The organism is Mesorhizobium sp. Root695 (assembly GCF_001428185.1).
In the GTDB taxonomy this organism is placed as follows: domain Bacteria; phylum Pseudomonadota; class Alphaproteobacteria; order Rhizobiales; family Rhizobiaceae; genus Mesorhizobium.
In genome coordinates, this window is the sequence record NZ_LMHO01000004.1 from 1 (window position 1) to 25,335 (window position 25,335).

The 25,335-nt window shown below is 64.2% G+C and carries 22 protein-coding genes and 1 pseudogene; 16 read left to right on the top strand and 7 right to left on the bottom strand.

Annotation, left to right across the window (positions count from 1 at the left end; all coding sequences use genetic code 11):
• Together ASD99_RS05850 and ASD99_RS33130 are read left to right on the top strand one after the other, a co-directional pair.
• Positions 1-834 (top strand): IS481 family transposase (locus ASD99_RS05850; RefSeq protein WP_057143089.1); only part of this gene is annotated, 834 nt, incomplete at both ends.
• A 1-nt stretch (position 835) separates the two neighbouring features.
• A pseudogene (locus tag ASD99_RS33130) lies at positions 836-1,097 on the top strand (integrase core domain-containing protein); the annotation flags it as partial.
• 62 nt (positions 1,098-1,159) lie between these two features.
• Here ASD99_RS33130 and ASD99_RS05855 read toward each other — a convergent pair.
• Positions 1,160-2,062, bottom strand: coding sequence for a GNAT family N-acetyltransferase (locus ASD99_RS05855; protein ID WP_057142999.1), 903 nt, complete (start codon positions 2,060-2,062; stop codon positions 1,160-1,162).
• Positions 2,063-2,302: 240 nt separating this feature from the next.
• Here ASD99_RS05855 and argE point away from each other — a divergent pair, with 240 nt between their 5' ends.
• The 6 genes from argE (at position 2,303) to ASD99_RS05885 (ending at position 8,880) form a co-directional block, all read left to right on the top strand.
• Positions 2,303-3,427 (top strand): acetylornithine deacetylase, encoded by a 1,125-nt coding sequence (gene argE / locus ASD99_RS05860; RefSeq protein WP_057143000.1) that lies wholly within the window; start codon positions 2,303-2,305, stop codon positions 3,425-3,427.
• An 11-nt stretch (positions 3,428-3,438) separates the two neighbouring features.
• On the top strand, positions 3,439-4,362 hold the full coding sequence (locus tag ASD99_RS05865; protein ID WP_057143001.1) for a 2-hydroxyacid dehydrogenase: 924 nt from the start codon (positions 3,439-3,441) through the stop codon (positions 4,360-4,362).
• A 22-nt stretch (positions 4,363-4,384) separates the two neighbouring features.
• A complete protein-coding gene (locus tag ASD99_RS05870) occupies positions 4,385-4,738 on the top strand; it encodes a cupin domain-containing protein (protein ID WP_057143090.1) in 354 nt (117 codons plus the stop codon).
• Positions 4,739-4,887: 149 nt separating this feature from the next.
• Positions 4,888-6,351 carry an aldehyde dehydrogenase family protein gene (locus tag ASD99_RS05875; RefSeq protein ID WP_056582418.1) on the top strand — a complete coding sequence of 488 codons (1,464 nt, stop codon included), beginning with the start codon at positions 4,888-4,890 and terminating at the stop codon, positions 6,349-6,351.
• A gap of 10 nt (positions 6,352-6,361) precedes the next feature.
• Complete coding sequence (locus ASD99_RS05880) at positions 6,362-7,405, top strand: tartrate dehydrogenase (protein WP_056582729.1); 1,044 nt, start codon at positions 6,362-6,364, stop codon at positions 7,403-7,405.
• Positions 7,406-7,422: 17 nt separating this feature from the next.
• On the top strand, positions 7,423-8,880 hold the full coding sequence (locus tag ASD99_RS05885) for an NAD-dependent succinate-semialdehyde dehydrogenase (protein ID WP_057143002.1): 1,458 nt from the start codon (positions 7,423-7,425) through the stop codon (positions 8,878-8,880).
• Positions 8,881-8,918: 38 nt separating this feature from the next.
• Here ASD99_RS05885 and ASD99_RS05890 read toward each other — a convergent pair whose 3' ends face one another.
• Both ASD99_RS05890 and ASD99_RS05895 read right to left on the bottom strand, forming a co-directional pair.
• On the bottom strand, positions 8,919-10,193 hold the full coding sequence (locus ASD99_RS05890; protein ID WP_056582422.1) for an NAD(P)/FAD-dependent oxidoreductase: 1,275 nt from the start codon (positions 10,191-10,193) through the stop codon (positions 8,919-8,921).
• Positions 10,194-10,209: 16 nt separating this feature from the next.
• Positions 10,210-10,878, bottom strand: a complete 669-nt coding sequence (locus ASD99_RS05895; protein WP_056582424.1) for a haloacid dehalogenase type II — start codon at positions 10,876-10,878, stop codon at positions 10,210-10,212.
• A gap of 319 nt (positions 10,879-11,197) precedes the next feature.
• Between ASD99_RS05895 and ASD99_RS05905 the strand changes: the two genes are divergently transcribed.
• From ASD99_RS05905 to ASD99_RS05935, 7 genes are all read left to right on the top strand, one after another.
• On the top strand, positions 11,198-12,037 hold the full coding sequence (locus tag ASD99_RS05905) for a GNAT family N-acetyltransferase (protein WP_057143091.1): 840 nt from the start codon (positions 11,198-11,200) through the stop codon (positions 12,035-12,037).
• Positions 12,038-12,051: 14 nt separating this feature from the next.
• Complete coding sequence (locus tag ASD99_RS05910; protein ID WP_057143003.1) at positions 12,052-13,425, top strand: aspartate aminotransferase family protein; 1,374 nt, start codon at positions 12,052-12,054, stop codon at positions 13,423-13,425.
• A gap of 267 nt (positions 13,426-13,692) precedes the next feature.
• The gene (locus tag ASD99_RS05915) at positions 13,693-14,385 is read left to right on the top strand and encodes an HAD-IA family hydrolase (RefSeq protein ID WP_413813918.1); all 693 of its coding nucleotides are present in this window, start codon (positions 13,693-13,695) and stop codon (positions 14,383-14,385) included.
• A 63-nt stretch (positions 14,386-14,448) separates the two neighbouring features.
• A complete protein-coding gene (locus ASD99_RS05920) occupies positions 14,449-16,059 on the top strand; it encodes an ABC transporter substrate-binding protein (protein WP_057143005.1) in 1,611 nt (536 codons plus the stop codon).
• An 86-nt stretch (positions 16,060-16,145) separates the two neighbouring features.
• Positions 16,146-17,096 (top strand): ABC transporter permease, encoded by a 951-nt coding sequence (locus tag ASD99_RS05925; protein ID WP_056582436.1) that lies wholly within the window; start codon positions 16,146-16,148, stop codon positions 17,094-17,096.
• Between the two features lie 2 nt (positions 17,097-17,098).
• Positions 17,099-17,944 (top strand): ABC transporter permease, encoded by an 846-nt coding sequence (locus ASD99_RS05930; RefSeq protein WP_200950969.1) that lies wholly within the window; start codon positions 17,099-17,101, stop codon positions 17,942-17,944.
• Positions 17,941-19,596 (top strand): ABC transporter ATP-binding protein, encoded by a 1,656-nt coding sequence (locus ASD99_RS05935; protein WP_057143006.1) that lies wholly within the window; start codon positions 17,941-17,943, stop codon positions 19,594-19,596. Before ASD99_RS05930 ends, ASD99_RS05935 begins: the two co-directional genes overlap by 4 nt.
• 15 nt (positions 19,597-19,611) lie before the next feature.
• Here the strand turns inward: ASD99_RS05935 and ASD99_RS05940 are convergent, their stop codons facing one another.
• Positions 19,612-20,088: an Lrp/AsnC family transcriptional regulator gene (locus ASD99_RS05940; protein WP_056582439.1), complete on the bottom strand. Its 477-nt coding sequence runs from the start codon at positions 20,086-20,088 to the stop codon at positions 19,612-19,614.
• Between the two features lie 224 nt (positions 20,089-20,312).
• Here ASD99_RS05940 and ASD99_RS05945 point away from each other — a divergent pair, with 224 nt between their 5' ends.
• Complete coding sequence (locus ASD99_RS05945; protein WP_057143007.1) at positions 20,313-21,638, top strand: NAD(P)/FAD-dependent oxidoreductase; 1,326 nt, start codon at positions 20,313-20,315, stop codon at positions 21,636-21,638.
• 44 nt (positions 21,639-21,682) lie between these two features.
• On the opposite strand, the gene ASD99_RS05950 is transcribed toward ASD99_RS05945, so the two are convergent.
• The 3 genes from ASD99_RS05950 to ASD99_RS05960 are packed head-to-tail and all read right to left on the bottom strand — an operon-like array spanning position 21,683 to position 25,331.
• Positions 21,683-23,050, bottom strand: coding sequence for an NAD(P)/FAD-dependent oxidoreductase (locus ASD99_RS05950; protein ID WP_057143008.1), 1,368 nt, complete (start codon positions 23,048-23,050; stop codon positions 21,683-21,685).
• Complete coding sequence (locus ASD99_RS05955; protein ID WP_056582442.1) at positions 23,047-23,349, bottom strand: (2Fe-2S)-binding protein; 303 nt, start codon at positions 23,347-23,349, stop codon at positions 23,047-23,049. Before ASD99_RS05955 ends, ASD99_RS05950 begins: the two co-directional genes overlap by 4 nt.
• A complete protein-coding gene (locus ASD99_RS05960) occupies positions 23,346-25,331 on the bottom strand; it encodes a hydantoinase B/oxoprolinase family protein (protein ID WP_057143092.1) in 1,986 nt (661 codons plus the stop codon). Before ASD99_RS05960 ends, ASD99_RS05955 begins: the two co-directional genes overlap by 4 nt.
• Positions 25,332-25,335 lie beyond the last annotated feature (4 nt).

Consider the following 25,335-nt stretch of genomic DNA (forward strand, 5'->3'; position numbering starts at 1 on the left):
AGCGCCACGACGACAGAGGCAGTCCGTCGAGCAATACAGAATAGTGAAGAGAGCCTGAGAGCGCTTTCGAAGCGCTACGGCATCAATCAGAAGACCGTTGCCAAATGGAARAAGCGCACGTCCGTTGCGGATCTTCCGACTGGCCCGAAAGATCCGAAATCAACGGTCCTGTCGCTTGAGGAAGAAGCAGTCATCGTGGCTTTTCGGAAGCACACACTCTTGCCGCTCGATGATTGCCTTTATGCCCTCCAGCCGACCATCCCGAACCTGACACGCTCGTCGCTGCACCGCTGCCTGCAGCGCCATGGCATTGGACGCCTGCCGGATGTCGAGGGCGACAAGCCTGCAAAGAAGACATTCAAATCCTACCCGATCGGCTATTTTCACATCGACATTGCTGAAGTCCAGACCGCCGAAGGCAAGCTCTATCTCTTCGTTGCGATCGACCGGACATCAAAGTTCGCCTATGTCGAACTGCACGAGAAGGCGGGCAAGATGGCTGCGGCACAGTTCCTGCGCAATCTCATCGCAACCCTTCCCTATGCCATCCACACAGTGCTGACGGACAACGGCATCCAGTTCACCAACCAGGAACGGCATCGCTATGCCTTCGTCCACATCTTCGACCGTGTCTGCAACGAACATGAGATCGACCACAGGCTCACGAAGATCAAGCATCCCTGGACCAACGGCCAGGTCGAGCGCATGAACCGAACCATCAAGGAAGCGACCGTCAAACGCTTCCACTACGACGATCACGATCAACTGCGCAGACACCTGAATGACTTCGTAGCAGCCTACAATTTTGCTCGCCGCCTCAAGACCCTAAAGGGCNCCGACAGGCACAGCGAGCATAACGGCCAGGTCGAGCGCATGAACCGAACCATCAAGGAAGCGACCGTCAAACGCTTCCACTACGACGATCACGATCAACTGCGCAGACACCTGAATGACTTCGTAGCAGCCTACAATTTTGCTCGCCGCCTCAAGACCCTAAAGGGCTCACGCCTTACGAGTTCATATGCAAATCATGGACAAATGACCCGCAACGGTTCACCCTAAACCCGATCCAGCAAATGCCGGGACTGAACACTTAGGTTCTCCTTGCGCCACAAGAGTGCCTGTGATGGGCTGAATAGCCGCGCCTGCCTAGACTCGACTACCCGAGTGTTTGACTGGCAAGCGCATAGGTCACCGGTCCAGCTGAGCCGCCGACGGCAAACTCGTTGAGGGGCTTGCCCATCGACATGGTGAGCACCGTGTCGAAAACCGGCATTCCGCTGTGCGACAGAAAGGCTGCGAACTCGCCATTGTCCATATGGGTGTCGATGCGCAGGAAAGACCCCGAATGGTCGGCCACGTGCGGCCGGACGATCGCCACGGCGTCGGCGTCGCTTTCCGCCACGACCGGCCCCACGACATAGCCCCGCCCGAACGGCCGACAAAGCGCGAACGCGTTCAGCTTGTCACCCTTGAAAAGACCATAGCCGGCCGAGTGCGCGAAAAGTCTTTCGATGAGCGCCGCCCGCCTCACGCCAAATCCTGCCGCGTCGAGCGCGATTGCCGCGGGAATATCCCTTGCGTCCAAAGTCCGGACATCGCCTCGAATATCGGCCGGCCCAGCCATCGTCTGCATCCGGGCGATGCCCTGGCATTGATAAACGGTCTTCTCCGGCTGGAAGTCGAGCGAGAGATAGAGCCGTCTTGCCGCGCGCGTTGCATTAAGGCGCAAATCGTGCCCGGCGACCCTGTCGAAGACCCGCTTCATCAGCCATTGCCCCGCTCCCAGCGTCTGGAGTCGCGGCGAGGTGATGACCATCCCCACGGTGGCGAAATCGGCACCATGCGCGAACCACATAGCAGAACCGAGAACCCGGCCGATCTCGTCTAGCGCCACGAACCCCTCTCCCGATTCGCGCAGGAATTGCCAATCCTCGGCGCGATGCGGCCATCCCACGGAGAGCGAGAGTGCATGCAACCGGTCCAGCTCGACGCCTTCGATGTCGCCGATACGCATCGAGAAGGTATCGATTTTCAAGTTTCCGGACGGCTTCAAGTCCATGCCTCTGAAATATCCCGCAAATCGACCGGCAACACGCCGCAGCCGCCGTCTGTCAACCAACGCTAAACAAACAGGCCCGTACGATTTGCTCGAAAGCCCCCTGCCAACGCAAGATTCAACTGAAACATTTCCGCTTTCGGCACGCAATCGCGGGAGAACGCAGACATTCTCTGCGGAAATGTAGCAGCACACAATCGTCGGCATCGATCCCGGCGATCCCGATATGCTTTGAGGGCTGGAATGGACGTCTTCGACATCCTCGACCGTCTCGTCGCCTTCCCATCGGTCGCCGGCAAGCCGAACGGTGACATCGCCGACTGGATCGAGGCCTATCTCGCTGGGCACGGCGCGCAGGTCACGGTGCTGCCGGGGCCGGAAGGCGACCGTTCCAATCTTTTCGCGACGATCGGCCCTGTCGATGTCCCGGGCTACATCCTGTCCGGCCACATGGACGTCGTCCCCGCCGGCGAACCGCAGTGGAGCTCGGCCCCTTTTGCGCTGCGCCGGGAGGGCGAGCGGCTCTATGGACGCGGCACCACGGACATGAAGGGGTTTCTGGCTGCGGTGCTCGCGGCCGTGCCCACGCTGACGAAGCTGCGCCTTGCCAGGCCAATCCATTTCGCCTTCTCCTATGACGAAGAGCTGGGATGCCGCGGCGTGCCGCATTTGATCGCCCGCCTTGCCGAACTTTGCGCCAAGCCGCTCGGCGTGATCGTCGGCGAGCCAAGTGGCTTGCGCGCCGTACGCGGCCACAAGGGCAAGGCAGCCGCCCGCGTGACGATCAACGGGCGCTCCGGCCATTCCTCGCGGCCCGACATCGGCCTCAACGCCATCCACGCCATGGCCGAAACGCTGGCTGCGGTCGTGAGCGAAGCCGAGCGGCTGACGCATGGCCCGTTCGACCCGGCCTTCGCGCCGCCCTATTCCTCGCTGCAGGCTGGCGTGATCAAGGGCGGACAGTCGGTCAACATCATTCCCGACAGCTGCACGCTGGAGCTGGAGGCGCGCGCCATTCCGGGCGTTGACCCGGCCAGCCTGCTTGCACCGGTAAGGGCGAAGGCAGAGGCCTGTGAGGCCGACGGCTTTCGGGTCGAATGGACGCAGCTCAGCGCCTATCCGGCGCTGTCGCTGCCACAGGACGCGCCGGTGGCGGCGCTGCTGCAAGAGCTAACCGGCGAAACGCCGATCGCCGCCGTCAGCTACGGAACCGAGGCCGGACTCTACCAAGCCGCTGGCTTCGACGCAATCATCTGCGGCCCCGGCGACATCGGCCGTGCCCACAAGCCGGATGAGTACATTCTCACCAGCGAACTCATCGCCTGCCAGCGATTGGTCGAGGCGCTGGGCGCCCGCTGCGCGGCTTGAAGGGAATCGGAATGACATTCCTGTTCAATTCCGATGCGCGGCGCGGGGCGATCTTCGCCGAAGCCTTCGCCAAAGAACTGCCGGACGTCCGCTTTACCATCGATGCCACAACGGTCGATCCCGACGCGGTACGCTATCTCATTACCTGGACCGCGCCAGAAGACCTCGCCCGCTACCGGAACCTGGAGATCCTGTTTTCCCTGGGCGCAGGCGTTGACCAATTTCGCTTCGATGCCGTGCCGGCGAAGGCGAAGATCGTGCGGACGATCGAGGAAGGCATCGTGCGCATGATGCAGGAGTATGTGACGCTTGCCGTGCTCGCCCTGCATCGCAACGTGCCCGCCTATCTGGCGCAACAGCGCGCCGGCCAATGGCGCGACATCGGGCAACTCCAAGCCGGGTCGCGCCGGATCGGCGTGCTCGGCCTCGGGCAACTCGGCCAGGCCGTCCTCGATCGCCTGAAGCCCTTCGGCTTTCCGCTCGCCGGCTGGAGCCGCTCGCCGCGGCAGATCGAAGGCGTGACCTGTCATCATGGCGAACCTGGACTGGAGGAGATGCTCGTGGCCAGCGACATACTGGTCTGCCTGCTGCCATTGACGGAGGAAACGCGCGGTTTCCTCGATGCCGCCCTGTTCGCGAAGCTGCCCAAGGGCGCGGCGCTCATCCACACCGGCCGGGGGGCACAGCTCGATCATGAAGCACTTGCCGCCGCGCTCGACAGCGGCCACCTTTCGGCGGCGATGATCGATGTGACCGATCCCGAACCGCTGCCCGCGGGTCATCCTTTCTGGTCGCATCCGAAGATCATCCTGACCCCGCATGTCGCGAGCGTCACCCAGCCCGCGACCGCTGCGCGCGCCGTCATTGAAAACATCCGACGCCACCGCGCCGGCCTCGACCCCATTGGGCTCGTCGACCGGTCGCGCGGCTATTGAAGTCCAACTGAAAGGCCATCCCTTGTCCCTGCTCAAGACCGTCGAAACCAGCCCTGCCTTCCCGCCGCGCGAATCCAGGGCGCTGCCCGAACGGCTGATAGCCGGCGAGCCTGCTTTCAAGACCTGGGCGCAGGACGCGGCCAAGGGCGATCTCGTCCATACCGGCGTCTGGGAAGCGACGCCGGGCGAGACGCGCTCGATCAAGGGGGAGACTTTCGAGTTCTGCCATATCCTCACTGGCGCGATTGAAATCACGCCCGATGGCGGCGAGGCGGTGACCTACCGCGCCGGCGACAGCTTCGTTATGAAGCCTGGCTTCACCGGTGTCTGGAAGACCATTGAAACGGTGCGCAAGATCTACGTGACGGTAGGGTAATGGCGTGCGAGCGAGGTGCTGGCCCCGCAACAGATTTTGCCGTCCCTCATCGCCAGCACGCAACAATCATCCGCGACTGATCGTCGAACGGTGCATGCTGCGCTCCTGCTCGCGCTAGGCTCCCGCAGAATGCTGCAAGGTGGTCGCCTATGAAGTTGAGCTTCGATCCGGATACCGTGTCCCTTCCCATCGGCCATTTCATCGGCGGAGAGCTCATCGCGGCCGAGGGTGCGATCGAGATGCGCCGACCCTCGGATGGCAAGGCATACGCCGCCAGCCCCGTAGCCGACCTCGATATGGTCGACCGTGCGGTGGAGAGCGCCAAGGCGGCGTTGAAGGCCAGCAACTGGGGCGGCGTCCGGCCACGCGAGCGCACTCGGGCACTCCAGGCCTGGGCCGACCTGATCGAGGCGGAAGCCGAAACGCTGGCAAAAATCGAGGCGCTGTGCTCGACGCGGCCCGTCGGCCAGCTCGTTGCCGGCGACATCGCCGTGACCGCCGAGCAGATCCGCTTCTTTGCCGAATTCGCCGACAAGGAAGGCAGCGAACTGGTGCCCACGGACGATGCCACCCTTGGCATGATCATGAGCGAACCTTATGGCGTGGTAGGCGCGATCACGCCCTGGAATTTTCCTATCTCGATGGCCGGCTGGAAACTTGGTCCGGCACTGGCCGCGGGCAATGCGGTGGTGCTGAAGCCGTCGGAAATGACACCTTTCTCGGCCGTCTACATGGCAGAGCTCGCCGTCAGGGCTGGCCTGCCCGCCGGGCTGATCAACGTGGTGCTCGGCGACGGTCCGACGACCGGCACGGCGCTGACCGGTCATCCCGAGATCGCCAAGGTCAGCTTCACCGGCTCGACCCGCGCCGGCTCGGCCATCATGGAGAACATCGCCCGCACCGGCGTCAAGCCGATGACGCTGGAACTCGGCGGCAAGAGCCCGCAGATCGTCTTTGCCGATGCCGATCTGGAGAGGGCGGCGACAGCCATCGCCGGCAGCGTCACCTTCAACGCCGGCCAGGCCTGCGTCGCCGGCACGCGCCTGATTGTCGAGAGGAATGTGGCCCACAGGCTGACGGCCGCCATCCTGGACAAGATGAAGGCGGTGCGGCCCGGCCCCACCTGGAACGAGGCGACGCAGTATTCGCCGATCATCTCGGAACGGCAGCGAGCCCGTGTCGATAGCATCGTGCGGGCCTCCGTCGCGATCGGCGGCGAGTGCCTGACCGGCGGCGGCGCCATGGTCAGCCCCGGCTATTTCTACGAGCCGACACTGATCGCCAATGTCGACCAGGCCAACCCGGCGATCGTCGAGGAAATCTTCGGCCCGGTCCTGACCATCCAGACTTTCGAGACCGAGGAAGAGGCGCTGACGCTGTCCAGCCATCCGACCTACGGGCTGGCTTCCGGCCTGTTCACCTCCGACCTGTCCCGTACGATCCGCCTGGCACGCAAGCTCGAAGCGGGCACCGTCTGGATCAACCGCTACAGCCGCTCGCGCGACCATATCCTGCCAACTGGCGGCTACAAGCGCTCCGGTATCGGCAAGGATCTCGGCCGCGAGGCCTATCTCGCCAACCGCAGGACCAAGAGCGTCCTGATCAGCCTCTAGAGGGATGCCGATGAAGTCCTACTCGATCGCTTTGATCCCCGGTGACGGCATCGGCCGCGATGTGACCGCCGCCGCCTGGAGGGTGCTGGAAGCCACGGCCAAGAACTTCGGCTTTGCCCTGACGCGAACCGAGCTCCACTGGTCCTGCCGCTACTTCAAGGAAACCGGCCGCATGATGCCCGAGGACGGCATCGAGACCTTGCGCGGCTTCGACGCCATTCTTCTGGGCGCCGTCGGCTGGCCGGCGGAGGTGCCGGATTCGGTCTCCCTGCACGGCCTGCTGCTGCCGATCCGCAAGGCATTCTTGCAATACGCCAACATAAGGCCGCACCGCCTGCTGCCGGGCGTCACCGGACCGCTGCGGGCGGAAAACTTCGACATCCTCTGCATCCGCGAGAACACCGAGGGCGAATATTCGGGCGCGGGCGGACGCGTCCATCAGGGCACGCTGGACGAAGTTGCCGTGGAGACCTCGATCTTCACCCGCGCCGGCGTCGAGCGCATCCTGCGCTTCGGCTTCGAGCAGGCGCGGTCGCGCCGGCGCAAGCTGGCCTCGGTCACCAAGTCCAACGCGCAGAAATATTCGATGGTGTTCTGGGACGACATCACGCGAAAGCTGGCCGCGGATTATCCGGACGTCGACGTGACCAGCTATCATGTCGATGCGCTCGCCGCGCGCATGATCATGGCGCCGGAGAGCCTTGACGTCGTCGTCGCCTCCAACCTGTTCGGCGACATACTGACCGACATCGGCGCGGCGATCCAGGGCGGGCTCGGCTACGCCGCTTCCGCTAACATCAATCCCGACCGCTCGGCGCCGTCCATGTTCGAGCCTGTGCACGGCTCCGCGCCCGACATCGCCCATCTGGGCATCGCCAATCCGATCGCCACCATATGGTCCGGCGCCATGATGCTCGACCATCTCGGCGAAGCGGCCGCCGCCGGCCGGGTCATGCAAGCGGTCGAAGCGACAACCGCGCACGGCATTGGAACCACTCCTGGCAAAGACAGAACGGAGGCCATCACGGCCGCCGTCGTCGCAGCGCTCTCCTGATTGCAAGGTCGTTTTCGATGAAAAATCTCAAAGACAAAAGTCTGTTCCGCGAGGCCGGCCTGATCGGCGGCAAATGGGTCGCGGCCTCTTCCGCAAAGACGGTCGATGTCGTCGATCCGGCGACCCAGGCAACGATCGGCACGGTGCCCGACATGGCCGGTCCGGAGACTCGCGCAGCGATAGACGCCGCGGCTTCCGCCTATGGCGATTGGAAGAAGAAGACCAACGCCGAGCGCTCGGGCCTCCTGGAGACCTGGCATGGCCTGATGCTCGCGCATCTGGACGATCTCGCGCTGATCTTGACGACGGAACAGGGCAAGCCGCTGGACGAGGCCAAAGGCGAGATCCGTTACGGCGCGTCCTTCGTCAAATGGTTCGCAGAGGAGGCACGCCGCATCAATGGCCACACCATCCCCTCGCCCACGCCGGACCGGCGCATCATCGTGCAGAAGGAACCGGTCGGGGTGTGCGGCATCATCACGCCGTGGAACTTCCCCAACGCGATGATCACCCGCAAGGTCGCGCCGGCGCTGGCCGCCGGCTGCACGGTGGTGATCAAGCCATCCGAGTTCACCCCCTATTCGGCGCTCGCGCTCGGCGTGCTTGCCGAACGCGCGGGCATCCCCGCCGGCGTCATCAACATCGTCACCGGCATGCCGGCCGAGATCGGCAAAGAGATCATGGCGAACGAGACCGTGCGCAAGATCTCTTTCACCGGCTCGACGCGGGTCGGTTCGCTGCTGATGCGCGGAGCGGCCGATACCGTGAAACGGCTCAGCCTCGAACTCGGCGGCAACGCGCCCCTCATCGTCTTCGACGACGCCGATCTCGATCTCGCCGTCGAGGGCGCGCTTGTCTCGAAGTTCCGCAACGGCGGCCAGACCTGCGTCTGCGCCAACCGCATCCTCGTCCAGGCCGGAGTCTACGAAACCTTCGCCGCGAAGCTTTCCGCCCGCGTCAACGCCATGAAGGTGGGGCCGGGCACAGAACCCGGTGTCGTCATCGGGCCGATGATCAACATGGCGGCGGTCGAGAAGATCAACCGCCACGTCGAGGATGCGCTCGCCAAAGGAGCGGCGATCATCACCGAAAAGCCGGCGCTGCCGGAGGGCCCTCAGTATGTCGCGCCGCTGGTGCTGACCGGCGCCACAAAAGACATGCAACTCGCCGGCGAGGAAACGTTCGGCCCGGTCGCGCCGCTTTTCCGCTTCGAGACGGAAGAGGAGGCGATCGCGCTCGCCAACGGCACACCCTACGGCCTTGCCTCCTACTTCTACACAGAGAACCTGAAGCGCGCCTGGCGCGTCGGCGAGGCGTTGGAGTTCGGCATGGTGGGGCTCAACACCGGCTCGGTCTCGATGGAAGTCGCCCCCTTCGGCGGCGTCAAGCAGTCGGGCCTCGGCCGTGAGGGTGCGCAGGCCGGTATCGAGGAATATCTCGAGATGAAGAGCTTCCACATGGGCGGGCTCAGTTGAGGCAATTTGGCTGAAGCCCGACTACAACGGATCGACGATCACTGAATCCGATCGAGCGCCTTGTAGTAGAGGCCGACCATCGGAAGGAACCACGGCTTGCCGGAATAGCCGGGAATGGCAGGCCACTCGAACCCCTTCATCGGATTGCGATCCTCGCGACCGAGCATTGCATCGGCCATGATCATGCCGAGATGGGTGGAAAGCTGCGCGCCGTGACCGGAATAGCCCATCGCGTACCAGACACCGTCATGGTAGCCGGCCCGCGGAAAACGGTCCTTGGTCATGTCGACCAACCCACCCCAGCAATAGTCAATCTCGACCTTGGCGAGCTGCGGGAAGATAGCCGCGAGGCCGGCCCGCAATATCTGTCCGCTCCTGGCATCGGAGCGCTGGTCCGATGTCGCCGAAAAGCGCGCGCGACCGCCGAAGATCAGTCGCCTGTCCGGTGAAAGCCGGAAGTAGTTGCCGATGTTCATCGAGGTCACGCATGTCCGGTTGCCGGGCATGGTCGCGGCGATCTCGGCGTCGCTCAATGGCCGCGTGGCGATGATGAAGCTGCCGACGGAGATGATCCTGCGGCGAAAATAGCCGAAATTCGGCGTGGTATAGGCGCCGGTCGCTACCAGCACATTGTCGGCCTTGATCCGGCCGCGGGAGGTCGTCAGCTCATGCCTGCCACCGACCTGCTTGCGGTCGGTCACCGCTGCGTTCTCGTGGATGATGGCGCCGTGGCGGGCGGCGGCCGTGGCCAGGCCTGCCACATAGCGGCCCATATGCATCATGGCGCTCTTCTTCGACAGCATCGCGCCGTGGAAGGGCGAGCCGATCTCGGATTTGAGGTCGGCCGCCGACAGCAGCGCCGTATCCGGATCCACTTCCGCATGGAGGGCTTCGAAGTTGCGGGCGATCGCTTCGAAATGCTGCGGCTTGGAGGCGAGCTTCAGCTTGCCGGCGCGGCGGAAATTACAGTCGATGCCCTCTTCGGCAACCAGCGCCTCGATGGTGTCGACGGAGTCGTCGAGCGCGCGGTAGAGCGCGATTGCCCGTTCCTTCCCAAGCTCCGCCTTGGCCGAAAGATAGCTATGCGCGAGGCCGTTGTTCAGGTGCCCGCCATTGCGACCGGATGCGCCCCAGCCCACCCGCTCCGCCTCCAGCACCGCCACCTTCGCGCCGGCCTTCGCCAGTTGGCGCGCCGCGGCGAGACCAGTGAAGCCGCCACCGACGATGACGGCGTCATAGTGCCCCTCGACCGGGCCTTGCGCTCCGCCGGAAAAGACAGGGGCGGTATCGTGCCAGTAGGAGATCAGTTTCATCGGCAATCCGCCTGTTTCAAAGCCCGACCACGCCCGGAAGACCGGAAATGTCTGATATCTCGACATAGCCATAGTAAGGGTTTGCCGGTTCGTGGCCGCGATTGACCCAGACCTTGTTCTTGATGCCGAGATCGTGCGCCGACATCAGGTCGTAGCGGAACGAGGACGAGCAGTGAAGAATATCTTCCGGCCCGCAACCCAGCATGTCGAGCATGTACTCGAACCCCTTGAACCGGGGCTTGTAGGCCTGCGCCTGCTCGGCCGTATAGACGGCATGGAACGGCGCGCCGAGCTTCTCGACATTGGACATGATCTGCGCGTTCATGGCGTTGGACAGGATGACAAGCGGAATTTCCTTGGCGACCTTCGCCAGGCCTGCCGGGACATCTGCATGGGGCCCCCAGGTCGGGACACGTTCATAGACCATCCTGGCGTCGTCGGGGCTGAAGGCGACGCCGTTGCGCTTGCAGGAGCGTTCAAGCGCGTTGTGGACAACCTCGGCATAGGGCTTCCAGTCGCCCATGATCTCGTCGAGCCGATACGCGGCGAAGTTCTTGATGAACTCCTGCATGCGCGCCTCGTCCAGCCGGCTGCCGTAAAGGTCGCGCGCCGCTTCCGCCATCTGGAAATTGGTCAACGTGCCATAGCAGTCGAAGGTGATGTATTTGGGCCGGAAAGAAGCCATGTCTGTCGATCTCCCGTGGAAGCACACAAGCTTTGCGATGCACTTCATCATAAGTCGCCAGGCGACGAGCCACCTGACCGAAATGGGCCTCCCGAAAGCAGAAAGTTCCGTATCCGCCATCCGGTTTGGCACGCAGTGGCATCTTGACGGCCAATGAGAGTGCCTTTCGCGACCTAAGGCGCACTCATCGCGGAGGCCGCCAGCACAAGATGCGGCGCATCCCTTGCGCTACGGCGAAAGATACTGCCCAAGCCAGGACCTTCAGACGATCTGCGACGCGCCGATGGCCGAGACTGGCGTCAGACGGAAGGGATGCCTCATGCAGCTGAGCGAGATCCAACTCCAGGCGTTCGGGCCGGAACATATCGAGGGCGCAGTGGCGCTATCTCGCCAGGAGAACTGGCCGCATCGCCCGCAGGACTGGCAGATGGCGCTGCGGCTCTCAAGCGGCGCGGTCGCGCTCGACGACCAGGGCCGCGTCACCGGAACCATTCTGGTAACGCCCTACGGCGCGGCTTGCGCCATGATCAACATGGTGATCGTGGACAAGAACGTGCGAGGCAAGGGGCTTGGGCGCCGGCTCATGGATCAGGCCCTCGCTCTTGCCGGCGACCGTCCGCTGCGGCTCGTCGCGACGACGGCCGGCATGCAGCTCTATGAGAAGCTTGGCTTCGTGCCGTCTGGCACGATCCTGCAGCATCAGGGCAACGTTACAGAGCTTGGCGCGCCCGAGGGCGTGGACGCAGCGGGTGCCGATGATCTACCGACGATCAAAGCGATGGACCGCGACGCCTATGGCGCCAACCGTGAAGCTCTGATCGATGCGCTGGCCGAGCGCGGCCAATTCGCGATCATCCGCCGCAACGGCGCCATCGAGGCCTATGCGGCGATCCGCCCGTTTGGACGCGGCGAGGTGATCGGCCCGGTCATCGCCGGAAATGTCGAGGACGCCAAGGCACTCATCAGATTCTTCGCCACATCGCGCCCCGGCGCCTTCCTGCGTGTGGATACCGACAGCAGGGCCGGCATCGCCGACTGGCTCGGGGAGATTGGCCTCGCACATGTCGGCGGCGGCGTGACCATGGACCGTCCGTCCAGGAAGGACGCGGCACAGGCCCGGCCAAAAGTATACGCCCTCGCCAACCAGGCGCTCGGTTAATCCGGAGGACAACCATGCTCGCCAATTCCCTGATCGAACTGGACCGCGCCCATCTCATCCATCCGGTCTCGTCCTATCGCGGCCATGAGACGCTCGGTGTGCGCGTCTTGAAATCGGCGAAGGGCGCGACCGTGACCGACGCGTCCGGCAAGCAACTCGTAGACGGTTTCGCCGGCCTGTGGTGCGTCAACGCCGGCTATGGCCACGACAGCATCGTCGAGGCCGCAGCCCGGCAGATGCGTGAGCTTCCCTATGCCACCGCCTATTTCGATCTCGGCTCGGAGCCGGCCATCCGGCTCGCCTCGGAACTGGCCGAGCGCGCTCCCGGAGATCTCAACCACGTCTTTTTCACGCTCGGGGGGTCGGACGCGGTCGACAGCACGATCCGTTTCGTCCGCTACTACTGGAATGCCAGGGGCGAGCCGCAACGCGACCAGTTCATTTCCATAGAGCAGGGTTATCACGGATCGTCGGTGGTCGGCGCGGGCCTCACCGCGCTGCCCGCCTTTCACGCCGGTTTCGGCATTCCCTTCGAATGGCAGCACAAGATCCCTTCTCCCTATCCCTATCGCAACCCGGTGGGCGAGGACGGCAACGCGATCATCGTCGCATCGCTCGGCGCGCTGAAGGCCAAGATCGAGGAGATCGGACCGGAGCGGGTCGCTGCCTTCTATGCCGAGCCGATCCAGGGCTCGGGCGGCGTCATCGTCCCGCCGAAGGGCTGGATCAAGGCGGTGCGCGAGCTCTGCAGGGAGTACGGCATCCTGTTCATCGCCGACGAGGTGATCACCGGTTTCGGCCGCACCGGACCCCTGTTCGCCTGCACGGATGAGGACATCGTTCCCGATTTCATGACGACCGCCAAAGGGCTGACGTCGGGCTATGTGCCAATGGGCGCCGTATTCATGTCCGATCATGTCTACGGCGTCATCGCCGATGGCGCGGGCGCTTCTTCGGTCGGCCACGGCTACACCTACTCCGCCCATCCCGTCAGCGCCGCCGTCGCGCTCGAAGTGTTGAGGCTCTACGAAGACGGCCTTCTGGAGAATGGCATCAAGGCCGGCGCCCGCCTGATGGCGGGGCTGGCAGGCCTGAGCGACCACCCTCTCGTCGGCGATGTGCGCGGTCGCGGCATGCTTGCTGCGATTGAACTGGTGGTCGACAAGCAGAAGAAAACACCGCTTCCGGCGTCAGCCATGCCGGCGCGGCGCGTCTTCGACAGGGCGTGGGAAAACGGTCTGATCATCCGTGCCTTTGCCAACGGGGTTCTCGGCTACGCTCCCCCGCTCTGCTGCACTGACGACGACATCGATGCGATCATCGAGCGCACGCGCCGGACGCTCGACCAGACGCTGGCCGATCCCGATGTCCGCCAGGCTCTGGTATGACGGGCGACGAATACCGCGCGTTTCGAAATAGCGCCGGGGCAGACGATTTCGCAATTTTGTGCCGCCCCCTCACGCCTTTTCGGCGAATTCGGCGCGGGGGAAGTGCCAGACTGCAGTTAAGACAAGGCCAGAAAGCTCGGATCTCCGGGCCTTTGAAAAAGGCCGACGCCCCGGACAGCACGGAATTTTGTTCTGTTCAGCACATGCAATCCGGCCGCGCGCAGAGGAGAGCCAGTCTTGCCCAGGGGCTTTAGCGAATTCGAATACATGACCTTCGATGTCGTCGGCACGCTGATCGACTTCGAAGGCGGCATCACGACCTGCCTGGCCGGGATTGCAGCCGACGCTGGCGTTTCCATCGATGGCGAAGCCGCATTGGCCTTGTACCGGCAGGCCCGCTACATGCCAGATGCGGGCCTGTTTCCCGACGATCTCGTACGTGTCTATATGGTCATCGCGCCGCGGCTCGGCCTGCCGGCCGAGGAGAAATACGGCGCCCGCCTGCGGGACTCCGCCAGCGCCTGGCAAGGTTTCCCCGACAGCGCAGCGGCATTGGCCGAGCTTGCGAAATCCCACAAGCTGATTGCCATGACCAATGCCCGGCGATGGGCGCTCGATCATTTCGAGAAGCGCCTCGGATTGCCCTTCTTCGCTACCTTCACCGCTGACGATACCGGCACGGAAAAACCGGACCCGGCCTTTTTCCAGAAGGTCTTCGATTTCGTAGCCTCAAGGGGCGACAGCAAGGACGACATCCTGCACGTCGCGCAAAGCCAGTATCACGATATCGGCATATCCCGGGCGCTTGGCTTGACCAACTGCTGGATCGAGCGCCGGCATGCCCAGAAGGGCTGTGGCGGCACGATCGAGCCCGAGCGCTTCACCGTGCCGGACCACCACTTCACGTCGATGGCGGCCTTGGCGGCGGCCGTGCGGGAAAGCCTGAAGGAACGAACCTGAGCCCAAGCCCGGAAAGCCGCGTCAAGACGAGCAACCCGGAAAACAAACAGAAAGGGGAATGATATGACAGACAAGATCACGAACTGGACCAGCGCAGATGATGCCATGGTCGAAAATGCCATTCGGCGGGGCGCGAGCCGCCGCGAACTCCTCAAGATGCTGTTGGCCGGCGGCGCCGCGGTTGCCGCGGGCAGCATGGTGCTTGGCCGCGCCACCAATGCCGTCGCCGCCACGCCGGTTTCCGGCGGGAGTTTCAAGGCCGCCGGCTGGTCGTCCTCGACCGCCGACACGCTCGATCCGGCAAAGGCGTCGCTGTCGACCGACTATGTCCGCTGCTGCTCGCTCTACAACCGCCTGACTTTCCTCGACAAGGACGGCGTCACGCAGATGGAGCTGGCTGAAAGCTTCGACAGCAAGGACGCGAAGACCTGGACCGTGAAGCTGCGCAAGGGCGTCACCTTCCACGACGGCAAGGACCTCACCGCCGACGACGTCGTCTTCTCGATGACGCGCCATCTCGATCCGGCGGTCGGTTCCAAGGTCGCCAAGATCGCCGCGCAGATGACCGGCTTCAAGGCGGTCGACAAGTCGACCGTGGAAATCACGCTGGCCGATCCGAATGCCGACCTTCCGACCATCCTGGCGCTGCACCACTTCATGATCGTGGCGGACGGCACCACCGACTTCTCCAAGGGCAACGGCACGGGCGCCTTCGTGCTTCAAACGTTCGAACCGGGCGTGCGGTCGGTTGTCTCCAAGAACAAGAACTATTGGAAGTCGGGCAAGCCTTATCTCGACTCGTTCGAATTCATCGCTATCAGCGAGGACAGCGCCCGCGTGAACGCGCTCCTGTCTGGCGACATCAATTTCGCCGCCTCGATCAATCCGCGCGCGATGAAGCTCATCGGCGGCCAGCAGGGCTTCGAATTGTCGAAGACGACCTCGGGCAACTACACGGACCTCAACATCCGGCTCGACATGGATCCGGGCAGCAAGGCCGATTTCGTGGCCGGCATGAAGTATCTCGTCAACCGCGAGCAGATCGTCAAATCGGCATTGCGCGGCCTCGGCGAAGTCGGCAACGACCAGCCCGTCTCGCCGGCGAACATCTTCCACAATGCCGACCTCAAGCCGAAGGCCTTCGACCCGGACAAGGCCAAATTCCACTTCCAGAAGTCGGGCCTGCTTGGCCAGTCCATCCCCGTGGTCGCCTCCGATGCCGCGACCTCTTCGATCGACATGGCGACGATCGTCCAGGCCGCCGGTGCCGAGATCGGCATGAAGCTCGATGTCCAGCGCGTCCCGTCCGACGGCTACTGGGACAATTACTGGCTGAAGGCACCGATCCATTTCGGCAACATCAATCCGCGGCCGACGCCGGACATCCTGTTCTCGCTCCTCTACGCTTCCAACGCCCCGTGGAACGAAAGCCAGTACAAGTCCGAGAAATTCGATAAGCTGCTCGTCGAGGCGCGCGGCTCGCTCGACCAGACCAAGCGCAAGGAAATCTACAACCAGATGCAGGTCATGGTCTCCGAGGAGGCCGGCACCATCATCCCGGCCTATATTTCCAACGTGGATGCCCTCTCCAGCAAGGTGAAGGGTTTGGAAGCGAACCCGCTCGGTGGCATGATGGGCTATGCGATGGCGGAATATCTCTGGCTCGAAGCCTGAGAGGCGCCTGGCGGGGACCGGACCTTCGGTCCCCGGCACCCCATTGCGCAACATGGCTTGGCCGAACGCAACGCAGGAGCGCTTCCATGACGTCTGGGGTTCTCAACCTCGTGCTGAAGCGGCTGGCGATCGCGGCTGTCACGCTTTTGATCGTGCTGTTCGCCGTTTTTTTCGCCACCAGCATGCTGCCCGGCGACACCGCGTCGATCCTGCTCGGCCAGGCCGCGACTCCGGAAGCCGTCGCCGGCCTGCGCGAGGCCATGCATCTCAACGATCCGGCAATCCTGCGCTTCCTGCGCTGGCTTCTCGGCCTGCTCCACGGCGACCTCGGCACCTCCTATGCCAACGACATGCCGGTCGCCGCACTGATCGGCGGACGCTTCGTAAACACCATGAAGCTGGCCGGCATCACCACGCTGCTCTCGGTGCCGCTGGCGCTGACGCTCGGCATCACCGCCGCCATGTTGCGCGGTTCTCCTTACGACCGCACCGTCACCATTCTTTCGATCGGCATCATCTCCGTGCCGGAATTCATGGTCGCGACCCTCGCGGTCCTGCTTTTCGCCGTTTACCTCAAATGGCTGCCGGCGCTGTCCTCGGTCAACGAGGCGCATTCGCTGACCGACCTCGTGCGCATCTATGCAATGCCGGTGATCACGCTCACCTTCGTCATCTCCGCCCAGATGATTCGCATGACCCGCGCCGCGGTGATCGAGACGCTTTCCACACCTTATGTCGAGATGGCACTTCTAAAGGGCGCATCGCGCGGCCGCATGGTCCTGAGGCATGCGCTTCCGAACGCTCTCGGGCCGATCGTCAACGCCGTCGCGCTCTCGCTGTCCTATCTGGTCGGCGGCGTCATCATCGTGGAGACGATCTTCAATTATCCCGGCATCGCCAAGCTGATGGTTGATGCGGTCGCGACCCGCGACCTGCCGCTGATCCAAAGCTGCGCAATGATCTTCTGCCTCGGCTATCTCGCCCTCATCACGACCGCCGACATCATCGCCGTCATTTCCAACCCGAGGCTCAGATAACGATGGCGCGCGCCGCAGTCTCCCGACGGTCCTTCCTTGGTCACAGCTACAATCTCGTGGGCGTCGTGGCCGCGCTGGTCATACTGGCGTGGACGCTCGTCGCGATCTTCGCGCCCTACATCCTTCCCCATCCGATCGGCGAGATCGTCGACGACGACTATTTCGGCCCGATGCGCCAGGGGCTTTGGTTCGGCTCGGACTACCTGGGACGCGATATGCTTTCACGGGTTCTGATGGGCGCACGCTACACTGTCGGCATATCGCTTGCGGCCGTCTGTATCGCCTGCTTTTCCGGCGTCGTGCTGGGGATGATCGCGGCCGTCACCGGCGGCTGGCTCGACAGCTGCCTCAGCCGCTTCCTGGACGCCATGAACTCGATCCCCAGCAAGCTGTTCGGTCTTGTGGTCGTCGCCGCGGTCGGCTCGTCGATCCCGGCGCTGATCCTGACGCTCGCCGTCATCTATATTCCGGGCGCCTACCGCTTCGCGCGGGCGCTTGCTGTCAACATCAACACCATGGACTTCATGACCGTCGCTCGCGTGCGCGGCGAAAGCATCGGTTATCTCATCGGGTCCGAGATCCTGCCCAACATCATCCGGCCGGTGCTCGCCGACTTCGGGCTGCGCTTCGTCTTCATCGTGCTGCTGCTTTCCGGCCTCTCCTTCCTGGGGCTCGGCCTGCAGCCGCCGCTCGCCGACTGGGGCGCGCTGGTGCGCGAGAACATCGGCGGCCTGCCCTTCGCGGCGCCAGCCGTTATCGTGCCTTCGCTGGCAATCGCCAGCCTCACCATCAGCGTCAACCTGCTGATCGACAACCTGCCGCAGAAGATCAGGGACAGGAACGCATGACCAATCTCGTCGAGGTCAGGAACCTGAGGATCGAGGCGACGACGGACGCCGGACGGCTTGTCGAAATCATCAGGGGCGTCAGCCTCGACATCGCCGACGGCGAGATCGTCGCCCTTATCGGCGAGAGCGGCTCCGGCAAGACGACGGTAGCGCTCTCGCTCATGGGCTATGCGCGGCCCGGCTGCCGGATCACCGGCGGCGAGATCAATGTAAACGGCAAGAACATGGCAGCGCTCTCCGAAAAGGAACGCGCCAAGCTGCGCGGCACCGATATTGCCTATGTTCCGCAAAGTGCTGCCGCTGCCTTTAACCCCTCGTCGACGATCATGGAGCAGGTCATCGAGGTCACGCGAATCCACGGTCTGATGCCGCCCGAGAAGGCGCGCCAGCGCGCGGTCGAGCTGTTCCGGGCCTTGTCGTTGCCAGATCCGGAAGGGATCGGAGCGCGCTATCCGCACCAGGTTTCGGGCGGGCAATTGCAGCGGCTGTCGGCGGCCATGGCGCTCATCGGCGATCCCAAGCTGATGATCTTCGACGAGCCGACGACTGCACTCGACGTGACGACGCAGATCGACGTGCTGAAGGCATTCAAGTCGGTCATGCGGGCGGGCGGAATTGCGGGTGTCTACGTTTCCCACGACCTGGCGGTCGTTGCCCAGATCGCCGACCGCATCGTGGTGCTGAAAGGCGGCGAAGTGCAGGAGACCGGCACCACGGCGGCAATCCTTTCAGCCGCCCAGCACCCCTACACGCGCGAACTGCTGGCCGCCTTCGAACCTAAGCCGCGGCAATCACATGCAGACGCCGACGCCAGGACGAAACAGCTGCTGCGTATCGACAATGTGACGGCCGGCTATGGCGCGGTGCGCGATGACGGACTGCCGCTAATCCGCGCTGTCGATTCCGTCAGCCTCGTCGTGGAGACCGGGCGCAATCTCGGCGTCATCGGCGAATCCGGCTGTGGGAAATCGACGCTGGCGCGAGTCATCGCCGGCATCCATCCGGCGGCGGCCGGCGACATCGTCTTCGACGGCAAGCAACTGGAGCGCGCCGCCAGGAAACGCAGCCAGGACCAGCTGCGCGAGATGCAAATCGTGTTCCAATATGCCGACACCGCGCTCAATCCAGCCAAGCCGGTGGAGGACATCATCTCCCGCCCGTTGGCCTTCTATCACCGGTTAGACCGGCAGGCGCGCTCGAAGCGCGTAGACGAGTTGCTCGACATGGTGCGCCTGCCGCGAGGCCTGCGCTACAGACATCCATCGGAGCTGTCGGGCGGCCAGAAGCAGCGGGTGAACTTCGCGCGCGCTCTGGCGGCCGGCCCCAAGCTGATCATTTGCGACGAAATCACCTCGGCGCTCGACACGGTGGTGGCGTCCGCCGTGATCGAGCTGCTCAAGGAACTGCAACGCGAGTTGGGCCTTTCCTACATTTTCATCAGCCACGACCTCTCGGTAGTCGAAGCGATCTGCGACGAAATCATGGTCATGTACAACGGCGAGCGGGTGGAGCAAATCACGCCCGACAAGCTCAAGGCACCCACCCATCCTTATTCCAAGCTTCTGTTCTCCTCCGTGCCGAAGCTTGACCCAACGTGGCTCGATGGCCTCGTCCGCGACCCCGAGCTCGTCAGCCACTACGGCCATCGCTGACGAAACGGCAAAGCCTCACCTCGGAAACAGGCTGGGCAACGGCATGTGCGCCTTGACGATGGGAGACTTCAGCACCACGAAGCTGAAATACTTGTCGATGCCGATATCCATGTCGGTCAGACGCTCCATGATCGTCTGGTACTCGCCGATGCCGGCGGTCACGAATTTCATCAGGTAGTCGTAGCCGCCCGACACGAGGTGGCATTCGATGACCTGATCGATCTTCTCCACGACGGCGAGAAAGCGGGCGAAGTCCACCTGGCGGTGGTTCCTCAGGGTGATTTCGGTGAATACGGTCAACATCTGGCCGAGCTTGCCGATATTGACCTGTGCGGAATAGCCCTCGATGTAGCCTTCCGACTGCAATTTCTTGACCCGCATCAGGCACGGGCTTGGCGACAGATGCACCAGATCAGCCAGTTCCACATTGGTGATGCGGCCATTCTTCTGCAATTCGTGAAGAATTTTGATGTCGATCCGATCCAGTTTCACGGCTGCCTCCGCAGAACTCATGCCACAGCACAAAATGCTGCCTTGCCGATATCCGTCGACATTACCACAGCCCGCCTGCCTGTCCATCCGAACGGACAGTGCTTTAAAACGCATGGGCTCTCGAATTGCGCGGGCTGGTCGGAATATAATTCTGCCTCAGCCTCAACTGCAGCAGCGGCTGCCTGCGCAACGCGGTAGATTGGAACTTCAAAGGTAGAGGGACCATGCGCGCGCCGCTGCAGCAAATCGAGACATCCGGCGAACTGCCGCAATCCGCTGACGTGGTGGTGATCGGCGGCGGCATCGTAGGCATCTTCGCGGCGTATTACCTGGCACGGCGCGGCCTGAAGGTCGCGCTTGTCGAAAAGGGACGCGTCGGTGCCGAGCAGTCCTCGAGGAACTGGGGATGGTGCCGCCAGCAGAACCGCGACGCCCGCGAGCTGCCATTGGCAACCCGAAGCCTCGACCTGTGGGACAGCTTTGCGGCTGAAACCGGCGAAGACACCGGCTTTCGCCGCTGCGGCCTGCTCTACCTCAGCGATGACGAGGTCGAACTGGCCGGCTGGGCGCGCTGGCGTGACTTCGCCAGAACGGCCGGCGTCAAAACCCATATGCTCGACGGGACAGAGGCCAGCGAGCGAGCCCGCGCCACAAGCCGAACCTGGAAGGGCGGCGTCTTCTCGCCGACCGACGGCACCGCCGATCCGTCGCGGGCCGCACCCGCTGTCGCCCGCGCCATCGTCAAGCTCGGGAGCACCGTGCACCAGCATTGCGCCGCGCGCGGCATCGAAACCGAGGGCGGGCGCCTGAGCGGCGTGGTCACCGAAAGCGGAACGATCCGGACCAAGGCTGCGGTGCTGGCCGGCGGCGCCTGGGCCTCTTCGTTTTGCCATCAGTTCGGTTTCCGCTTCCCGCAGGCATCGGTCCGCTCCTCCATCCTGTCCGTCTCGCCCGGTGCGGAGGGCCTGCCGGATGCGCTGCACACGGCACGGATTTCGGCCACGCGTCGCGGCGATGGCGGCTACACGCTTGCCATAAGCGGACGCGGACGCGTGGACGTGACACCGCAGCTGCTGCGCTTCTCGTCGCAGTTCCTGCCCATGTTCCTTAAGCGGTGGCGAAGCCTCGGACCCGGCGGGCAGCAAGGCATGCGTTCGGGCCACGAAACGCTGCGGCGCTGGCGACTCGACCGGCCGACGCCGATGGAACGGATGCGCATCCTCGATCCGGTTCCCGATCAGGCGACCATCCGCCTGACGCATGCCCGCGCGATCGAGCTGCTGCCGGCACTGCGCCAGACCAAGATCAGCGCGGCCTGGGCCGGCTATATCGACAGCACGCCGGATGGTGTGCCCGCCATCGGCGAAATGCATTCCGTCCCAGGATTCTTCCTGGCCGCCGGATTTTCGGGGCACGGCTTTGGCATCGGGCCGGGCGCCGGGCACCTCGTAGCCGATCTGATGACCGGTTCGGAACCGATCGTCGATGCTACATCCTACGATCCGCGGCGCTTCGACGCTTCGGCCTGGGGCAAGGTCGCCGACTTCTGAGACGTGATCAATGCCGACATCCAGGCGTGGCTTTCGCAATCGCATCAGCCCTCCCGAAGAAAGGCGCCAATAGGAGCCGGCCGGACAGGAGCCTGTCCGCGAAACCGGCCGACAGCATCGGGCGCGCAGCCGGCTTGCGCCGCGATGAGTTCGACGGCGCCCAACTGACAATAGCGCCCCTGGCAGCGCCCCATGCCGACGCGAGACAGCGACTTCACCCGGTTGGCCTCACCGCTGCCGAGGTCCGCGCCCTCGCGCACGGCTGCGACACTCACGCTCTCGCAGCGGCAGACGATCGCTTCGTCCGGGAGCGCCCGCACCATCGCGGCGGGCCAGGGAAAGGCGCGAGCCAGACCACGGGCAAAGCGTTCGACCCGCGCGCGCTTGCGCAGATCGGCGCTGGCGACGGGCGCCTGATATCCGAGATCTGCAAGGCACGCCGCCGCAGCAAGGCTTCCCGCGATCTCGGCGCCATCAGCCCCGAGGAGACGGAGCCCATCGCCAGCCAGGTAGACGCCGTTGCCGGCCCGACCCATCTCGTCGGTCTTCGGCAGCCATTGTTGCCATTGCTCGTCATAGCCAAAGGCGCATCCTGCCAGGTCGGCCAAATGGGTTTCGGCCCGCAGGTGCCAGCCCATGCCGATCATGTCGCAAGAGGTGTGGCACTGCCGGCCGCCAGCATCCCGCCAGCACAAGGCTGCGACACCCTGCTCATCGGCCTCGATCCGCTCCAGCGTCACGCCCGCATGATAGCGGCGACCGAGCCGCGCCCGCAGAGCCAGGCCGCGCAGCGCGACAACCGGCCGGGCGGCAAGTCCCCAAAGACCCCGCATCTGCTGTCGCCAGGAGGAGGTATCCAATACAGCCGCCACGTCCGCCCCAGCCTTTACAAGTTGGGCGCCGACCAGCGTCAGCAAAGGCCCCGATCCGATCAACACGATCCGCCGCCCCAGTGCCACGCCCTGCGCCTTGAGTGCGATCTGCGCCGCACCAAGGCTGTAGACTCCGGTATTCTGCCAGCCGGGGACCGGCGCGACGCGGTCGGACGCGCCGGTGGCAAGGATCAGGCGGTCGTAGCTGGTCACCTGCACGCCGCTCTCCCCCAGCACGTGTAGCCGGCCCTCATGCATGGCGATGACCGAGCTCGCCGCGCAATGGATGAGCCGCCCCTCTTTGGCCAGCCGGTCGAAGAGCTCATGCAGCGCGCGCGCCTTCGCAGCCTCAGACCCGTAGAGCTGCTCCGGCATGCGGATGAACCCGTCAGGCGGACGGCGGTAGATTTGCCCACCAGCGCGATGCCCTTCGTCGATCACCACAGGCTGGAGCCCAGCCTCGACCAGCGTGGCGGCGGCCCTGATGCCGGCGGGACCGGCGCCCACGATCACGATCCGTGGCGATGATGTCTCAGTCACGGCCAGCTCTCCGGTGGCGTCGTGCGTAGCCGCATGCCCTCGGTGACTGGCGTCGAACATGCCCGCAGGCGCGGCCCCTCCTCCTGCCATAACCAGCAATCCTGGCAGGCTCCCATCAGGCAAAAACCGGCGCGCCGCTCAGGCCCGAACTCGGACCATCGCAAGGCGTGTCCGGAAGCCAGCGTCGCGGTCAGCACGGTGTCGCCCGCAAGTGCAGCGCGCATCTCGCCGTCAAGAAAGAAATGCACCTCTGCCCGGTCGCGCTCGGCCAGCCGGACGATGCGGCCGGCCGTGTTCATTCCGCTGCCTCCCGTATCGGGCGGGGACGTGGCAATTCGGGGAACCGTTCGCAGACCGCATCGAATGCCGCCTGGACGCCTTCTGGCCCCGAGCGCCCCTTCATGCGACGGAAAATCTCCGTCTTGGCGAAGAACCGCCAATGGATGGGCAAGGCGTCCAGCACGGCGTGGAGGCGGTCATAGGCCGCCGGCGTCCACTGCGTCTCGTAAACTTCGCGCTCTGGACCGAAATGGAAATGCGCGGCCGATGGCTCCTTGCCTGCGCGCAGCAGGTTAGTCGCCTGTTCATCGATCTCGCCGCCGCGGATGACAACGCCGTAGTCGCGTTCGGCCGCTGCGGGCGAGATATAGCCGCGCCGCGCGTCCTGCGCGACCCGCCAAGGCTCGCGCTGATGCGGATCGCCGCGCCCACCGCCTCCGGCGGAGCGGATTTCGAGCATGTCGCCGGGCTGCAGGACGGCGGTGTCGATGTTGCCCAGCCGCCGCTCGTGCGCGGTCCCCGGATTGACAACCATGTCCGACAAGCCCGCCGCCTTGCCGCCCAGCACGCCCCAGGGCCGGAAGAAGCTGCGGTCGCGGTTGCGCGCCGTGATCCGGGAGTCCGGCGCGAAGACGCGGAAGGCCATCTCGGTTGCCAGCCCGCCGCGCCAGCGGCCCGCTCCACCGCTATCCCGGGCGAGCCCGTATCTCACGAATTCGACCGGAGTCTCGGTTTCGGTAATCTCGATCGGCGTGTTCTTGAGATAGGCGGCATCGGCGCCCGATCCGTTGGTGCCGTCGCGATGCGGCATCGCGCCGCCGCCGCCCACCACGGGGTTCACCGCAGCGATGACGGTCCGGCTGGTGCGCTCGTCCGTCGTCATGACGTTGACGATGCAATTGTTGCCGGCCGGAGCAGCAGGCAGGCGCTCCGGAACCGCTTGCGAAAAGGCGCCGAAGATGACCGATCGCAGGCGGGCGCAGGTGAGCGAGCGCATGCCCACGGCGGCGGGATAGACCGGGTTCAGCACCGAACCTTGAGGGGTGATGCAGGTGAAGGGCCGGGTGAGGCCCGTGTTGAGCAGGATCTTCGGGTTGAGCGTATAGAGTACATAGTAGACGCCGACGAGCAGCATGGTGTGGCGCGGGTCACCGCCCGAGGGCACGTTGAGCGAGGAGCCGAGCTGCGGATCGGAACCGGTGAAGTCGAGCACGGCCTCGTCGCCCTTGATCGTCAGCCTCAACTTCAGCCGGCAGGGATTGGCCTCCACTGAATCCTCGTCGGCATAGTCAGCGAATTGCCATGTGCCGTCGGGCATGGAGCGCAGCACGTCGTGCGCCTGCGCCTCCGCATGGTCGAGAAGCGCGGCAACGCCTTCGACGAAGCCGGCCTTGCCGAACTTCCGCACCATCGCCTGGATCTTGCGCTCGCCGGTGTTGAGCGCGCCGACCAGCGCCTTGATGTCGCCGATGTTGAGATCTGGCTTGCGCACATTGGTGCTCATGATCCGCAGGATCATCTCGTCGAAGACGCCCTCATTCACGAGCTTCATGGGCGGAAAGCGGATGCCTTCCTGATGGATTTCGGTCAGCGCCCGGCTGAGCGAAGCTGGCACCGCACCGCCCATGTCGGTGTTGTGGATGTGCCCTCCGGTCCAGGCGACGATTTCGTCATCGACGAAGACCGGCTTCCACAGATGCGTGTCGGGCGCGTGGGTGGCAACGTGGCCGGAATAGGGATCGTTGGTGAAGGCAACATCGCCCGGACGGTAGTCGTCCACCATCGCGATCGCGCAGCGATACGAAAGCCCGGGATACCAGGTGGCGCCAAGTTCCATCGGGACGGCGAAGGTTGCCCCCGAACGGTCCATCAGCATCACGGTGAAGTCCTGCGTCTCCTTGACGAAGGCAGAGTGCGCGGTGCGGTGCAGCGTGTGGGCCATGTTCTCGGCGGCCGCGCGGGCATGGTTAGCCAGAACCTGCAGTTTTGTCCGGTCAAACAAAGGC

Coding starts and splice junctions, on each gene's coding strand:
- ASD99_RS05875 (WP_056582418.1), top strand. CDS start 4,888: ATGAAGTTGAGCTTCGATCCGGATACCGTGTCCCTTCCCATCGGCCAT.
- ASD99_RS05885 (WP_057143002.1), top strand. CDS start 7,423: ATGAAAAATCTCAAAGACAAAAGTCTGTTCCGCGAGGCCGGCCTGATC.
- ASD99_RS05890 (WP_056582422.1), bottom strand. CDS start 10,193: ATGAAACTGATCTCCTACTGGCACGATACCGCCCCTGTCTTTTCCGGC.
- argE (WP_057143000.1), top strand. CDS start 2,303: ATGGACGTCTTCGACATCCTCGACCGTCTCGTCGCCTTCCCATCGGTC.
- ASD99_RS05915 (WP_413813918.1), top strand. CDS start 13,693: ATGACCTTCGATGTCGTCGGCACGCTGATCGACTTCGAAGGCGGCATC.
- ASD99_RS05955 (WP_056582442.1), bottom strand. CDS start 23,349: ATGAACACGGCCGGCCGCATCGTCCGGCTGGCCGAGCGCGACCGGGCA.
- ASD99_RS05945 (WP_057143007.1), top strand. CDS start 20,313: ATGCGCGCGCCGCTGCAGCAAATCGAGACATCCGGCGAACTGCCGCAA.
- ASD99_RS05925 (WP_056582436.1), top strand. CDS start 16,146: ATGACGTCTGGGGTTCTCAACCTCGTGCTGAAGCGGCTGGCGATCGCG.
- ASD99_RS05880 (WP_056582729.1), top strand. CDS start 6,362: ATGAAGTCCTACTCGATCGCTTTGATCCCCGGTGACGGCATCGGCCGC.
- ASD99_RS05865 (WP_057143001.1), top strand. CDS start 3,439: ATGACATTCCTGTTCAATTCCGATGCGCGGCGCGGGGCGATCTTCGCC.
- ASD99_RS05855 (WP_057142999.1), bottom strand. CDS start 2,062: ATGGACTTGAAGCCGTCCGGAAACTTGAAAATCGATACCTTCTCGATG.
- ASD99_RS05910 (WP_057143003.1), top strand. CDS start 12,052: ATGCTCGCCAATTCCCTGATCGAACTGGACCGCGCCCATCTCATCCAT.
- ASD99_RS05905 (WP_057143091.1), top strand. CDS start 11,198: ATGCAGCTGAGCGAGATCCAACTCCAGGCGTTCGGGCCGGAACATATC.
- ASD99_RS05895 (WP_056582424.1), bottom strand. CDS start 10,878: ATGGCTTCTTTCCGGCCCAAATACATCACCTTCGACTGCTATGGCACG.
- ASD99_RS05930 (WP_200950969.1), top strand. CDS start 17,099: ATGGCGCGCGCCGCAGTCTCCCGACGGTCCTTCCTTGGTCACAGCTAC.
- ASD99_RS05935 (WP_057143006.1), top strand. CDS start 17,941: ATGACCAATCTCGTCGAGGTCAGGAACCTGAGGATCGAGGCGACGACG.
- ASD99_RS05920 (WP_057143005.1), top strand. CDS start 14,449: ATGACAGACAAGATCACGAACTGGACCAGCGCAGATGATGCCATGGTC.